This is a genomic window from Streptomyces galbus, assembly GCF_005280195.1.
Lineage (GTDB): Bacteria > Actinomycetota > Actinomycetes > Streptomycetales > Streptomycetaceae > Streptomyces > Streptomyces galbus.
Window position 1 is genome coordinate 449,494 of the sequence record NZ_SZPR01000008.1, and the last position, 14,277, is coordinate 463,770.

General features: G+C 72.9%; 14 protein-coding genes. 7 read left to right on the forward strand and 7 right to left on the reverse strand.

The window, feature by feature from the left end; all coding sequences use genetic code 11:
* The first annotated feature begins 16 nt into the window (after positions 1-16).
* The 4 genes from E4U92_RS06450 to E4U92_RS06465 are packed head-to-tail and all read left to right on the forward strand — an operon-like array spanning position 17 to position 4,293.
* Positions 17-991 carry a class I SAM-dependent methyltransferase gene (locus tag E4U92_RS06450; protein WP_137299268.1) on the forward strand — a complete coding sequence of 325 codons (975 nt, stop codon included), beginning with the start codon at positions 17-19 and terminating at the stop codon, positions 989-991.
* Positions 988-2,634 (forward strand): MBL fold metallo-hydrolase, encoded by a 1,647-nt coding sequence (locus tag E4U92_RS06455; protein ID WP_137299269.1) that lies wholly within the window; start codon positions 988-990, stop codon positions 2,632-2,634. Before E4U92_RS06450 ends, E4U92_RS06455 begins: the two co-directional genes overlap by 4 nt.
* 14 nt (positions 2,635-2,648) lie before the next feature.
* A complete protein-coding gene (locus tag E4U92_RS06460; protein WP_137299270.1) occupies positions 2,649-3,278 on the forward strand; it encodes a 2OG-Fe(II) oxygenase in 630 nt (209 codons plus the stop codon).
* Between the two features lie 13 nt (positions 3,279-3,291).
* Positions 3,292-4,293: an aldo/keto reductase family protein gene (locus tag E4U92_RS06465; protein WP_137299271.1), complete on the forward strand. Its 1,002-nt coding sequence runs from the start codon at positions 3,292-3,294 to the stop codon at positions 4,291-4,293.
* A gap of 559 nt (positions 4,294-4,852) precedes the next feature.
* Here the strand turns inward: E4U92_RS06465 and E4U92_RS06470 are convergent.
* Positions 4,853-6,133: a helix-turn-helix domain-containing protein gene (locus E4U92_RS06470; RefSeq protein ID WP_137299272.1), complete on the reverse strand. Its 1,281-nt coding sequence runs from the start codon at positions 6,131-6,133 to the stop codon at positions 4,853-4,855.
* Between the two features lie 363 nt (positions 6,134-6,496).
* On the opposite strand from E4U92_RS06470, the gene E4U92_RS06475 reads away from it, so the two are divergent.
* Together E4U92_RS06475 and E4U92_RS06480 are read left to right on the forward strand one after the other, a co-directional pair.
* Entirely contained in the window at positions 6,497-6,724 is a 228-nt protein-coding gene (locus tag E4U92_RS06475; RefSeq protein ID WP_137299273.1) for a helix-turn-helix domain-containing protein, read from the forward strand.
* A 114-nt stretch (positions 6,725-6,838) separates the two neighbouring features.
* The gene (locus E4U92_RS06480; protein ID WP_229861952.1) at positions 6,839-7,312 is read left to right on the forward strand and encodes a hypothetical protein; all 474 of its coding nucleotides are present in this window, start codon (positions 6,839-6,841) and stop codon (positions 7,310-7,312) included.
* A gap of 18 nt (positions 7,313-7,330) precedes the next feature.
* Here E4U92_RS06480 and E4U92_RS06485 read toward each other — a convergent pair whose 3' ends face one another.
* Entirely contained in the window at positions 7,331-7,837 is a 507-nt protein-coding gene (locus tag E4U92_RS06485; protein WP_137299274.1) for a hypothetical protein, read from the reverse strand.
* Positions 7,834-9,570, reverse strand: coding sequence for a PHP domain-containing protein (locus tag E4U92_RS06490; protein ID WP_137299275.1), 1,737 nt, complete (start codon positions 9,568-9,570; stop codon positions 7,834-7,836). Before E4U92_RS06490 ends, E4U92_RS06485 begins: the two co-directional genes overlap by 4 nt.
* Positions 9,571-9,762: 192 nt before the next feature.
* On the opposite strand from E4U92_RS06490, the gene E4U92_RS06495 reads away from it, so the two are divergent.
* Entirely contained in the window at positions 9,763-10,407 is a 645-nt protein-coding gene (locus tag E4U92_RS06495) for a TetR-like C-terminal domain-containing protein (protein ID WP_137299276.1), read from the forward strand.
* Positions 10,408-10,442: 35 nt separating this feature from the next.
* Here the strand turns inward: E4U92_RS06495 and E4U92_RS06500 are convergent, their stop codons facing one another.
* From E4U92_RS06500 to E4U92_RS06515, 4 genes are all read right to left on the reverse strand, one after another.
* Positions 10,443-11,213 (reverse strand): isocitrate lyase/PEP mutase family protein, encoded by a 771-nt coding sequence (locus E4U92_RS06500; protein ID WP_137299277.1) that lies wholly within the window; start codon positions 11,211-11,213, stop codon positions 10,443-10,445.
* 73 nt (positions 11,214-11,286) lie between these two features.
* Positions 11,287-11,658 (reverse strand): VOC family protein, encoded by a 372-nt coding sequence (locus E4U92_RS06505; protein WP_137299278.1) that lies wholly within the window; start codon positions 11,656-11,658, stop codon positions 11,287-11,289.
* An 11-nt stretch (positions 11,659-11,669) separates the two neighbouring features.
* Positions 11,670-13,418 (reverse strand): DUF2264 domain-containing protein, encoded by a 1,749-nt coding sequence (locus E4U92_RS06510; protein ID WP_137299279.1) that lies wholly within the window; start codon positions 13,416-13,418, stop codon positions 11,670-11,672.
* 244 nt (positions 13,419-13,662) lie between these two features.
* On the reverse strand, positions 13,663-14,118 hold the full coding sequence (locus tag E4U92_RS06515) for a hypothetical protein (RefSeq protein ID WP_137299280.1): 456 nt from the start codon (positions 14,116-14,118) through the stop codon (positions 13,663-13,665).
* Positions 14,119-14,277 lie beyond the last annotated feature (159 nt).

The window sequence follows — 14,277 nt, forward strand, 5'->3', positions numbered from 1 at the left end:
AGGCTATGGAGTCGGTATGGAATTGGTCGACACAGCGGCGCACCGCGGTGTGCGGGAAATAGCCCGGGAATTCCTCGAGCACGGTGCCCCGTTCCTCTGGCCGGAGCTGCCGGACCTCGCCGGACTGCCGCCGGACCGTATCGCCGCGCTGCCTCCCCTCCCGTACGGCGATCCGGGGTTCAGCGCCCGGCTGCTGCGGGAGCAGACCGACACCACGACGACGGACTCCTCCCGGCCCCCGGCGGTGATCGAGCAGCAGCTCGCCTGGCTGCGACGGGAGGTGCCCCGGTGGCGGGCGGGCCGTGTGCACCACCCGCTGTGCGGGCCCGGCGCCTGGGCGGCCGCGCTGGGCGGTCACGGCCTGACCGCGTACGTCGGCGTCGACGCGGGCCCCGCGGTGGTCCGGCACGCCCGCCGCCGCTTCGCCGGAGAGGACCACGTCCGCTTCGTGCTCGGCGACGCGACGGACACCGCCGCCCCGCCCGGGGAGCCGCCCTTCGACACCCTGCTGCTCACCTACGACGCCGCCAACTTCTTCGCTCCGCACGCCTTCCGGGAGCTGCTCGGCTCCCTGGTGCGGGGGCTGCGGCCGGGCGGCACCGCCGTCCTGGACCTGCGTCTCGCCGAGGACGGCACCGCGGGGTTCGACGAGGGGCGGCGCGTGCACCGGCGCGGGACCGGCTCGGTGTTCCGGGACGGCCCGCACCTGCTGCTCAGCGAAGGGTTCACCGCCGCCGACGGCGCCCTGCTCGGGCACCGCATCGTCGCGGTGGACGACGGCCCCGACGGCCGGCCGCCCGAAGTGTTCCACTCCGTGCTGCATGTGCCGACCACCGCGCAGCTCACCGCCGCTCTCACGACCGCCGGGCTCGAGGTGTGCGTGCGGGGGCGCCCGTTCGCCGGATCCGACGATCCCAACCTCGCGCGGCACCTCGTCGTGGCCCGCAAGCAGCGCACCGACCACCGCACCCTTCCCTGGAGGCGCCCATGAAGATCACGTTCCTCGGGCACGCCGGTGCCCTCGTGGAGGCCGACGGAGTGAAGCTGGTCTGCGACCCGTGGTTCTCCGAGAAGGGCGCCTTCCTGTCGGGCTGGCACCAGTTGCCCGACAACAGCTCCTGCGCCCCGCTGGTGGACGGGGCGACCCACGTGTACGTGTCGCACGACCACCAGGACCACTTCGACACCGAGGTGCTCGACGCGCTCGACCCGTCCGTCACGCTGCTGATGCCCGACTACCCGCTGCCGACCTGGAAGCGGCTGGTCCGCACGCTGCGCGGCCCGGCGCCCGTCCTCCTCGGCGACCAGGAGGTCTTCCGGGCCGGACCGCTCCGGCTGCGTCTGATCCACTCCCCCACGCCCCGGCACCAGGACTCGGCGCTGGTCATCGAGGACACCGTCACCGGCCAGGTGGTCGTCAACCTCAACGACTGCCAGGTGGACCGCGACCAGTTGCGGACCGTCCGCCGGCTCCATCCCCGCATCGACGTCGTCCTGGCGCAGTTCTCCGGCGCCACCTGGTTCCCGTTCGCCTACTCCTTCCCCGCCGCCGAACAGGTGGCGGCGGCCCGGCGCAAGAAGGCCAACTCCATGCGCCGGTGGGCCCGTTACATGCAGGCCCTCGCTCCGCGCAGCGCCGTGGCGTTCGCCGGGCCGCCGGCCCTGCTCGATCCGGAGCTCGCTCCGCACTTCTTCGCCGAGTCCTCGGTGTTCACCACACCGCCCGAACTGCTCGCGTGGCTGCGCCGCGAGCACCCGGACCTGGCGCTGCGCACCGTGGCGCCGCTGCCGGGCGACGAACTCGACGTGGCCACGGGCCGGTTGACCGCCGACCCGGAGATCCGGCAGGGGTTCGACTGGGAGGACCTCGCGCCCTACCTCGCGGACTACGGCCGCAGACGCGCTCCCGCCATCGCCGGGGTGGTCGCCGGACACCCCGAGCCGCGGCACGGCCTCTACGACGCTTTCGCCACCCACTTCGAGGCACTGTTCGCGGCCGGGGAGAGCCTGTGCCGGGCCGTCGACGCCGTCGCCGCCTTCGACGTGCGCGGCGCGGGGGGCGGCTTCTGGCTCGTCGACTTCCGCTCGCTGGAGGTACGCGAGGGCACCGGGCCGGAGACCGACGCGCACGACTACCGCTTCACCCTGTCGTCGCGGTACCTGCCGGAGATCCTGGGGGGCGGGATGAGCTGGGAGGAGTTCTTCTTCTCGTTCCGCTTCACCGCCTGGCGGCCCGGCGTCGGCGCGTACAACGAGGAACTCATGTCGGTGCTGCGGTGCAGCGATCCCGACGATCTCGCGGCATACGTGCGGCGGACGGCCCAGGGCGGCGAGCGTCCCGCCGGCACGTTCACCCTGCGGACGCCGGACGGAACGTACCGCGTGTCCGACGTCTGCCCCCACCTGGGCGCGCGGCTCGGCCCGGGGGACTACGACCCTGAGCTGGGCGCGGTGGTCTGCCCCCAGCACGGCTGGCGGTTCGCCCTGCCGGACGGCGCCTGCGCCAACGGCCGGGCACGGCTCGGCATCCAGCCGTCCGCACCGGCGGCGCACGCCGACGGCCCGACGGACATCCCGGCACACGCCCCGACGGACGCCCCGCGGCGTCCCCGAGAAAGGCAGGCACACCAGTGATCGACTATGCGGCCATGCGACGGCAGTTGGACGCGGCCCACGAGCCCTGCTTCCGTGCCGACCCCTTCCCCCACTACGTGTGGGACGGCATCCTTCCCGCCGACGCCCTGCGCGCCGCCGCGGACGCCTACCCGGACACCTCTGTGATGACGGCGAAGCCGGGCATCCCCCGCTGGCACTCCCAGGACCGGCACCTGGCCGGACCGGCGCTGCGGGACCTGTGCGAGGCCCTGCTCGGCGACGACCTCGCCGCCTTCCTCGGCGAGGTGACCGGGGTGGAGGGGCTGCACACGGAACCGGAGGGCGACTGGGGCAGCTACCGGCTCGCCGGTCACGGCGCCGTGCACCACGCGCACGTGGGCTCCAACCGGCACCCGGAGACCGGGCGGCTGCGCCGTTACTCGCTGTTCACCTACCTCACCGAGGGCTGGCGCCCGGAGGACGGCGGCTGGCTGGAACTGGGTGAACCGGTCGACGGCGCGGCCCCGGCCCGGATCATGCCGTCCTTCAACCGCAGCGTCCTCATCGAGACGACGTCCCGTTCGCTGCACGGCGTGTCCCTGCTGCGGGCCCCGTCGCCGGTCCTGCGCAGGACCGTGACCGTGCACTTCTGGACCGACCCGGCGGCGGACGGCGCGGCGTGAGGGAGGGCACGAGGTGAGGCACCGCAGGCTGGGCCGAAGCGGTCTGCACGTCAGCGAGCTGGTGTACGGGAACTGGATCACGCACGGCGGACAGATCGACGAGGACCGCGCCCGCGCCTGCGTCAGGGCGGCGCTGGACTGCGGTGTGACCAGCTTCGACACCGCCGACGGCTACGCGTTCGGCGCGGGCGAGGAGATCCTCGGCCGCGCGCTGGCGGGCGAACGACGGTCCGCTGTCGAGATCTTCACCAAGGTGTACTGGCCGGTCGGCCCCGGGCCGAACGAGCGTGGGCTGTCCCGCAAGCACATCATGGAGACGATCGACGTCTCGCTGCGCCGGCTCGGCACCGACCACGTCGACCTCTACCAGGCCCACCGCTACGACCACGGGACGCCGCTGGAGGAGACCATGACGGCCTTCGCCGACGTGGTCCGCGCGGGCAAGGCCCTCTACATCGGGGTGTCGGAGTGGCGGGCGGAGGAGATCCGCGCCGCGCAGGCCATCGCCCGGGAACTGAGGGTGCCGCTGGTGTCCAACCAGGCACGCTACTCGGCCCTGCACCGCGTGATCGAGGCGGAGGTGATCCCGGTCTGCCGGGAGCTGGGTCTGGGCCAGCTCGCCTTCTCCCCGCTGGCGCAGGGTGTCCTCACCGGGAAGTACCTGCCCGGTCGGCCGCCGCCGACCGGATCGCGCGCGACCGACACCAAGGGGTTCGGGATGCACTTCATGGAGAAGGTGCTGCGCGAGGACATCCTCGGCCGGGTACGACGGCTGGTGCCGTTGGCCGAGGAGGCCGGGCTGCCGCTGCCGGCCCTGGCCCTGGCCTGGGTGCTGCGGGAGCCGAACGTGGCCGGCGCGGTGATCGGGGCCAGCGGGCCCGAGCAGATCACCGCCAACGCGGCGGCGTGCGACGTCGTCCTCGACGACGACCTCAAGGCCGCGGTGGACGCCGTCCTGGCGCCGGTGGCCCTCACCGACCCGGCCCTCACGAGCAGCCCGGCCGCCGAGTTCTGAACACTCCGCGTTTCGGTTCACCCAGCGAAACTTGACCCTTGTCACAAATTCCAGTCATGAAGAATCAGGGATCGGCCCTTTTTCGCAGCGCGGTGGCTTTTCGCGATTTTCTGATGGTTTGCACCTTTCGATCGCGATCTTGAATACCGCACAAGAGGGGGCGAAACACCCTTCCCTTCGCACTTAATTCAGGTATTGACCATCGAGTCACACCCGTGTCAGCATCTGACCTCGAGCCGGTCAAGTGAGTCACAACACGCGTCACTTATGCGATCGGTTGGAATCGAGTAAGGACTGAGAATGAAACGCTTAAGGCGCCTGTCGGTGGCCGTCACTCTCCTGCTGTGTTTCGCCACGCCGATGGCGTCCGCTGTGCACGGCGGGCAGCCGGCCAGGCCGGGAACGCCGGCCGGGATCGCCGCGCCGGCACCCGACGGTTCCCCGGACGACGACGGCATTCCCCTCTGCTGCTGACGACGGGCCCCCGACGCGTGAAGGCGGCAGAGCCGTCCCTCTCTCTGCCGCCTTCAGCGCGGTCGCACGTCCTTCCGCGCCGTCCCTACGTGCGCGACGTCAGCTTCTGGCCCGTCAGGAAGGTCTCCCGGTGCCCCATGCACCGCATGCTCTGCCGATACGCCCACACCGCGCGTTCGTCCTCACCGCAGAGCTTCAGGATCTCGGCCAACTCGGCCCAAGCGAAGGCCGCCTGGCGGTTGGCCTCCGACGCCTCCAGCATCAGGGCGCCCCGCTCGTAGGCGTCCTTCGCGGACTCGCGGTCACCGAGCGCCAACCGGGCGGCGGCCAGCACCAGATGGTTTCGGGCGCTCTGCAGCCGGTGGTCGGTGCCGAGCAGTTCCAGAGCCTGTTCGGCGTGGTCGATCGCGACCTCGGCGTTCCCGAGGCGCAGCTCGACCTGGGCCAGGGCGGACAGGCCGTAGGCGACGTCCACACTGCTGCCGACCTCGCGCAGGCTGGTCAGGCTCTGGTCGAGCACGTCACGGGCGAGCTCCGGCTGCGCCGTCTCCGACTGGAGCAGCAGCATGGCGTAGGCGTTGCGCAGTCGCGCCAGGGCCCGCTGGTCCTCGCCCTCCGCGTAGATGGCCAGCGCCTTCTCGATCAGGGTGAGGGCGTCCGCGGTGTTGCCGTTGCGATGCATGACCACGCTGGCGTTCCAGTACGCGGCGCCGAGCGCCCGGGAGTCCGTGACCGTCCCCGCCTGCTCGATCGCCTGTGTGGCGAGGTACGCCGCCCGGTGCATGTCGCCGCGCTCCATGTAGACGCCCACCAGGGTGGAGAGCAGCTCGATGCCGACGACGGTCGGCCCGAGCCGGAGCTTCTCCAGCTCGGCCAGGGTCGCCTCCGCCACCTCGATGGCGTGCGACAGGTCGCCCAGCTCCCGGTAACACCGGCACAGGGCGATCACGGTGGGCAGGCGCGGCACCAGGTCGGGACGGTCCTGGGAGGCAGCGTGCAGGGACTCGAACCGGGCGACCGCCTCCTCCAGCCGGCCCCCGTGCTCCAGCGCCCGGGCCATGCCGTACTCCGCCTTGTACCAGACCTCGGGCCGGTCCGCGCAGCTCACCTTCTGCTGCAGTGTGCGGTAGGCCTCGAACGACGCGTCCGCGTCCCCGTTGTTCAGGGCCATCTCGGCGTAACTCAGCTCCACCTGGAACTCGTTGACCGAGATCTCCGCGAGGGCGCCGCTCAGGTCGGACGGCTCGCAGCCGAGCCTGCGGGCCAGTTGGGCGAGCACGTCCGCCGACGGCGCCCGCTTGCCCGCCTCCAGGAGCGAGATGTAGCTCGCGGACAGGCCGTCGCCGGCGAGCTCGGCCTGGGACATCCCGGCTGCCCGGCGCAGGCGTCGGATACGCGCGCCGACTTCCCCCGAGATCTTCACACCTGCTCCTCGGCCACATGAACGGGTATTACCAGTCAGTCAACTTTAACTCAAATCGATGAATGCGGGGAATCAATCTCCGGATCCGGAACTCATCGGGGTGCCTCCTGCGGCATCGGAGCCGATTATTGACAACCTTCACCCTCCTGTCACCTTCTCAGTCAGTTTCTGCCCACCGACCAGGGGAGTCCCGTGCCTGGCCCAACGAACCCCGCATCCGTACGCCGCAGCAGCCCCCGCACGCCCGGCGGCGAACAGCGGTCCGCCCCGTTACGGCCGACCCCGGAGGAGAGACTCGCCACGGTCATGCCCCTCGACGAGCGCCAGCGCAAGCTGGTGGCGCTGCTGCTCGCCGGACACACGGACGCGAGCGCGGCCGGCCGGCTCGGCGTCAGCCCCCGCACGGTGACCAACATCCTCCGCTCGCTCATGGACCGGCTGGGGGTCGACAACCGCTTCCAGTTGGGGGTGGCCCTCGGCAGCCGGATGCGGGCGGCGACCGACCGGACGGCGACCGACCGGGCGGCACCGTGAGGGAAACGTTGTCACCAGTGTCACGGCGCGTGCGCAGCACAGGGTGCGGGCGGGTGCCCCTCCTGGCGGGGGCCGCGGCAGGGCCCGGGCACGGTCCTCGGCATGATGGGCCGCATGAACGACCCCTTCGACACACCGCCCCGCCCCGTCGAGCCGGGCGAGTACCCGGTCTGGGACGAGGCGCTGGCCCTCGTCAACCGCGACCTGGCCGCGACGCTCCCCGAGCGCGCACCGCTGCGGCTGACGGGACTGCCCGGCTGGGAGGAGGACGAGGCCCCGCACGAGCACGTCCATGTGGCCCTGGCCGACGGCACCTGGTGGGGCAACCACCTCCCGGACGGCTCCGACGCCGACCCGGTCTCCGCGTTGTTCGCCGTCGCCGAGGCCGCGCAGGACACCGTCAGCGAACGCCTGTGGCAGGCCTGGCCGGTGTGCTCCGAACACAACCTCGGCATGCACCTGCGCGAGGCGGACGAGCGAGCGGTGTGGTGGTGTCCGCAGGACCATGTGCGGGCCGCGGTGGGCGCGTTGGACACCGTGCAGCGTCCGCCGGGCGCCCGCCGCGGGCGGGGCGCGCGGCGGGCGTGAGCCGACGGGGCCGATCGCTCAGTGGTCGGCGCAGCAGGGCGTCGGGTCGGGCACCTCGAACGGCACGAGCGTGCCGCCCGCGGCCGGCATGCAGACCAGTACGAGCGCGCCGTCCTGCCACTGCGGGCGCACATGGTCCCGCGTCAGCAGAACCGTGTCCGAACCGGGTGACTCGGCGGTGCCGAGCACGGTGACGCGGTCGATCGCCGAGGCCATCCGCACCTCACCGACCGTCGTCGTGCCGGTGAGCGCGGCGGCGCCGGGGAACAGCACCGCACGGCCCACGGCGTCGGGACGGCCGTACGCCGTCCCGCGCGCGGCCAGGCGGTCCCGGACGGCGGTGAACTCCGCGTCCGTCGGCAGGGCCAGCGACACCGCGACGCGCGGCCGGTCGCCCCGCACCAGGTGCGTGCAGCCGAACGTGCCCTCGGGCAGCGCGAGTTCGGCCGCCAGCGTGAGGAGCAGGTGGTCGGCCGCGCGCAGGTCCCGCAGGCCCGGGTCCAGGGTGACGACGGGGGGTGTCACGAGGGCAGGACCCACACCGGGTTGGCGTAGAACCACAGGTCGCGCCACGGGTCGGCGTCCCCGACGACGTCGATGGCGGGACCGGCCGGGTCGACGGCCGCGCCCATCGCGCCGACCGCGCCGCGGTTGCCGTCGGTGCCGCGCAGCCGGACGTAGACGGGGCGGTCCACCCGGCCCAGGTCGTGGGTGAGCCGGACCGTGCCCGCCGACTCGCCGATCTCGTACGACCGCACGACGCGCGCGGTCGGCGCGGTGAAGGTGTCCCGGTCGGCGACGGGGCCCGTGACGTCGCCTTGGATGACGTCGACGCGCGCCAACGACGGCGTGAACCCGGCCCAGTTGGGGCCGCCGGCCAGGGCGACGTCCACGGTGAGGGTGACCCGGGTGCCCTTCTTCACGTGCAGCGCGCCGCCCAGGGTGGCCCAGCGGCCGCCGCCCGAGACCCGCACGTCGAGGCCGCTGACGAGCTGACCGTGGTCCACCCAGACGCGGCCGGCGCGGATGCCGTCCATGACGGCCGCGTAGGAGAAGCCGTCGGCACCGACGTGCGTGCGGCTGTACTGGCCCGGCCAGAAGTCGCCCTGGGTGAGGTCGATCTGCCCGCCGTAGACCGGGTCCGGGTAGCGGCCGTCGGCGTTGAAGTCGCCGCCCGGGCCGCGCACGGCGGTGTCGGCGTACACCTGGTGGGAGTCGGAGTTGGCGGTGATCCACCAGGGCTTGCCCTCGGCGAGGAGGCTGTCCCACAGTCCACCGACGGTGGCCGTCATCCAGTCGAAGCCGCCCCAGGTGCGGTAGCTCTCCAGGGGGTAGCCGGCGAAGGAGTTGGCGCTCGGGCTGTTGTCGTAGATGCCGCGCGCCCGGCCCGGGCCGAGGGGCGCGGACAGGCCGGACGCCTGGTGGCCGGGGGCGCCCTCGAAGCCGACGGCGATCCGGTGGCCGGCGCCGGTCGCGTCGCGCCAGCCGCGGATCTCGTGCGGAGAGTCCACACCGCGCCGCGCCGGGTGGTTGGCGAGCATCAGCGCGTCCTTGACCTTGCGCCGCTGCACCTGCTCGGCGAGGAAGGCCAGACCGGCGACGGCCAGCGCCTCGTTGGCGGGCGTGGCGTCGGAGGCGTTGTTGACGCTGCCGTCGTAGTCGGTCTCGAACTGCTTGAGGACGGCGACCTCGTTGCTGCCCGGGTGGACGAAGACGGTGCCGTGCTCGGCGGCCGGGATGTTCCACTCCAAACCCTGGAAGACGAGCGTGTCCCGGTGCGCGGCGCGGGCCGCCCGGATGTCCGGGTTGACCTTCTCCACCCCGATCCTGGCGTGCGCCGCGCTGCCGTGGTCGGTGATGACCAGCCAGTCCAGGCCGTTCCGGGCGCCCTGGCGGACCTGGTCGACGACGCGGTACTTGCCGTCGCTGCTGTACTGGGTGTGGATGTGGTGGTCGCCGGACAGCCAGAGGAAGCCCTTGCCGCGCCGGCCGGAGGAGGCGGGGACGGACGCGCCGGCGGACGGGGCGGCGTACGCGGCGGCGCCGCCCGTCACCCCCGTCACCTCGCCGAGGACGCCGCCGGCCGCGAGCCCCGCGCCGAGCAGCCCGGCACGCCGCAGCAGGGAGCGGCGCGACCGCTGCTGCGGGGACAACTCCTCGTCGGGCACGGACGTGTCGAACGCGGCGGGCAGCGCCGCCCCGGCCGCGGGCCCGTGGTCGTGCGGGTGGCCCTGCCCGTGCGGGTGTCCGTGTCCCATGAACGCCTCCTGGATGCCGCTGTCTTCACGCGGCTGCCTGCCGCGGTGCCGGTGCGCCGCGTGAGGAGGATCGAGGCGGGACATGAACGCCGGACGACGGGGAGGTGATCGACGCCGGCCCGGGGCGCGGCGGCTCGGTCGTGCACCGTGGGTAGCCTTGGCTGGTTCCCAGGACACCCCAGGAGGTGTGGTGTGGCCCGAGCCGGGCTGTCCACCGGGCGGCTGGTCGCCGCGGCCGCCGACCTCGCCGACGAGGCCGGTTTCGAGAACGTCACCCTGTCCGCGCTGGCCCGCCGCTTCGGCGTCAAGGACGCGAGCCTCTACTCGCACGTCAGGAACATCCAGGACCTGCGCACCCGCGTCGCCCTGCTGGCCGGCGGCGAGATGATCGAGGCGATCGCCGCCGCCGTCGCCGGGCGCACCGGCAAGGAGGCACTGGTGGCGTTCGCGGGCGCCTACCGGGACTACGCCCTGCGCCACCCGGGGCGCTACGCCGCCACCCAGATCCGCGTCGACCAGGAGCTCGCCGCCTCCTCCCCCGCCCTGCGCCGCACCGCCGAGGTCACCTACGGCCTCCTCGGCGCCTACGGCCTGACCGAACCGGACCTCACCGACGCCGTCCGCCTGCTGCGCAGCACCTTCCACGGCTACTGCGCCCTGGAGGCCGGCGGCGGCTTCGGCGCCCCCCGCGACGTGCGCGCCTCCTGGGACAGGACGGTGGACGCCTTGCACGCGGCGCTGACGCACTGGCCGCGGGACGCGGGGACGAGCACAGGCGCGGAGGCGGAGGCGGAGACGGAGGCGAGTTCAGGGACGGGGACGGAGTCGGGGGCGTAGCCGGACGCCGGGGGGGGAGGGGTGAGGCGGCGGGGTCAGTCCTGCCGGGTGCGGGTGCCGGTGCGGGCGAGGGCGTCCACCTCGGCGTAGGTGGGTGTCGTTCCGTGGGGTGCGCGGCCGCGGCGGACGTCGTCCAGTGCCTCCAGAGCCGCGCCGAGCGCCCGCCGGTACAGCAGGGAGCCGAGGCTGACGCGGCGCACGCCGAGGCCGGTGAGCTGGGTCAGTCCGGGCCCGGCGGGCGAGTAGAGGACGTTCAGGGGCACGTCCAGGTGCCGGACGAGGGCCGCGATCTGCCGCGGGTCGGTGAGCCCCGGCACGAACACCCCGTCGGCGCCCGCCTCCTGGTAGGCGTCCAGCCGGGCCCGGGTGCCGCTGCCGTCGCCCGACCAGTACGTGTCCGTACGGGCGTTGACGAACAGGCCGGGCGCGGCCCGCTTCACGGCGGCGATCTTCGCGGCGTGCCGGTCCACCGGGCCCAGCCCGTCCTCGAGGTTGACGCCGACCGCGCCGACGGCGAACAACTGCCGCGCGAACTCCCCCACTTCGTCGGGGTCCTCACTGAACCCGCCCTCGGCGTCGACGCTGAGCAGGAACGGTGCCGAGCCGAGCGTGAGGGCCAGCCGCAGCGTCTCCTCCCGGGTCGCGGCGGCCCCGTCGGGCAGCCCCGCGGCGGCCGCCACGGCGAGGCTGGTGGTCCCGACGGCCGGGAAACCCGCGGCGGCCAGGGCCGAGGCGGAGGCGTGGTCCCAGGCGTTGGGGAGCAGAAGGGGTCCGGGTGCGTGGTGAAGGGCGGCGAAAGGGGTCATGGGACCAGGGTGGGGGCGGAACGGTTCGGCGCCGGCCGAACCGTTCCGCCGGTGGTCGGCGGTCCGCCTCCGCTCAGCCCGCCGCCCGCTCCGCGGCGCTGCGCTCCACGCAGAACTCGTTGCCCTCCGGGTCCGCCAGGACGGTCCATCCCGTGCCGTCGGGGTTGCGGCGGTCGTCGACCAGCGTGGCGCCGAGGGCGAGCAGCCGCTCGACCTCCTCGTCACGGGTGCGGTCCTGCGGCTGGAGGTCGAAGTGGACGCGGTTCTTGACGGTCTTGCCCTCCGGGACGGTGACGAAGAGCAGCCCCGCGCCCTCGATGAGCGCCTCCGGGTCGCCGGGCTCGTCGTCCTCGTGCAGCGGCAGGTCGAGCACCCGGGACCAGAACCGTGCCAGGGCGTAGGCGTCGGTGGTGTCGATCGTGGTGTGGCGGATCGTGGAGGTCATGGAGCGGATTCTCACCCGGAGAGACGAACGGGGCGAGAGGACAGACCGAATCGCTCCCGGGTGCCGTCGGGCCACCGGAGGTGCACCTCCTCGGCGGAGTCCACCTCCACGGTGACCAGTTCCTCCAACGGGGCGGGGTCCGGCTCGCCGGTGAGGCGGGCGAGGGCCACGAAGAGGGTGGGGCCCGCACCGGTCTCACCGGTCAGCCCGACGGCGGCTGCCGCTCCCCTCGGTCCGGTGGGGCCGCTCGCTTCTGTGGGCGCGTCCTGCGCCGACAGCCCTGCTACGGGGACCAGTTCGGCCCGCACGCCGTCCGAGGGCGCCCAGCCGGTGACCCGCACCGCAGTTCCGGGGGCCGCGCCCGTGACCAGGTGCGCGCGTACCTCGACCGCGCCGCGCGCCACGATGAGGCTGGTGACCTCCGCGGTGCCGCCGGCGGCGGTGTGCCGGGAGGCCGCCCAACCGTCACCGACGCCCAGCGGAACGATCCCCGTCCGCCCGGCATCGCCCCCGACGACCACGCTGTTGTCGTACGAGGGACTCGGCGCCGTCACGGTCGAGTAGGCGAGGCGGGTGTAGTAGGGGTCCCAGCGGACGTCCTCGCTGCCGTGGTTGTGCAGGCGCACCAGACCGTCCGAACGGGTCGACTGCAGCAGCCAGTTGGGGGCCGCGAGCCCCGTGACCGCGTCCCCGCGCTCGGTCGGCCCGGGCTCCTCCGGGGCCGTCCACACCGGGTGGTCCGCGGGGAGGAGCAGGCCGAGGAAGCCCTTGCTGGCCCAGTAGGGGGACGCGGGGCCCGAGTAGCCCTGCAGGACGCTCTCGTCGGGGCCGTGCCAGCCGAGGGTGAGCAGGCCGCGGGAGTCGACCGCGCCGCGCTCCAGGAAGTACTGCAGCGCACCCGAGGCGAGGCGGCGGGTCTCGCCCGGCGGCAGCGGGGTGTGGCCCGTCAGGGCGCCCAGCCAGAGCGGGGCGGCGGTGGCGAACCGGTACGTCAGGGAGCGGCCCTGCCGCACCGGGGCGCCGTCGGCACCGAACAGACGGGCGTGGTCGGCGAGGTGGCCGGACAACCGCGCACCGTAGACGGTCAGCCGCTCACGGTCGTCCGCCAGCCAGGCGTGCAGCACCGGATACAGGTGCATCGCCCAGCCGTTGTAGTAGTCGAACTTGCGGCCGTCTCCGTCGGTGTACCAGCCGTCGCCGGCGTACCACTGCTCGATCCGCTCCAGGCCGCGTTCGACGGCCGCGCGGGACTCCTCGACCCGGTAGCCGGCCGACGCGAGGAAACCGCCGACCGTCACGGGGAACAACTCCCAGTTGCACGGCCAGGGCCGGGCGGTGAGCGCGTCCGCCAGCCAGTCGGCCGTGCGCTGCCGCACGGCGTCGTCCAGCCGGTCCCACAGCAGCTCGCGGGTCAGCCGCAGGGCGAGGGCCACGGACGCCGCCTCGACCAGGGGCTGGCCGCGGTCCTCGATCCGGGGCCAGACGCCCGCGGGGCCGGCCGCGAGGCCGTCGGCGTAGCGGGCGAGCACCCGCTCGTCCCGGCGGAAGGCCGCGAGCAGCAGGGTGCGGGCGTATCCCTCCAGACCGTCGGAGAGCCGGCCGGACCAGCTCGGCCGGGGGCCGGGGAGGTGGTAGAGGGCGCGGTCCGCGGTGGCGTACGGCTCGACCGCGGCGAGCAGGGCGTCGGCGGCGGCCTCCCAGTGGGCGCGGGCGTAGCCGGTGCGCGGGCTCAGGCCGGGGTCGGGCGGGGGCAGGTGCATGAGACGTGTTCGTCCTTCCGGCACGGGCTTCGATCGTGCAGACCGAGGTCGTCGTACGAGCACGGGTCGTGCGGGTCCGATCACCTCCAGCTCCAGCACGTGGCGTTGCTCCCGCAGCGCGAACGTGGCAGACGGCAGTGGTCGTGCGGACCAGCAGGTCCGGCTTCCACAACACGAAGAAGCCGCGGCGGACGATGTCACACGTCCGGCACCGGCACCAGGGCGAGCCTTTCGTCACCGAAGGTCAGGCCAACACCCACCGGTCGACCCAGCCGTACGACTGGGTGACGCCGTTGAGAGTCAGATTTCCGTTGCCCCATATCCTAGTGCCGCTGTCGATGTGGAACGTTGGCCCGAAGCAACCACGCGTGAAGCCAGGATTGAGCGTGGAGGCGGCGCAATCAGTGGTGTTCGAGACCGAACCTCCGTCGAAGAAAACGAGCCCGCCGATCGCCACTGCCACACTCGCGGTGTTCTGTACGACCAGGACGGTCTGCGCATCGTTGTTGGCGTTGACGACGAGACACGCCTTGAAGTTGACATGTTCTGACACCGGATGCGTGATGTAGCCGCCACCGCAGTACCAGTTGGAGTTGGTGCTCACGATCTGCCAATTCACCGTTTTGGCACTGGCGGGAGCGACACCGAGGGCGAGGATTCCTACTGCTGCCGCCATCACTGACAAAAGCTTGAAACGCATGAATTACCCACATTCTTCGACTCTGCGCCACTTTTTCCGATAGGGCCGAATTGCCATATCATGACCTCCGGTCCAGCGCTTGATCGACAATATCTTGAGTGTTGTCCGATCGTCACTGAAAGCTGACCCCCTGCAGGCACGGGAGTTGCCCCGCCCGGG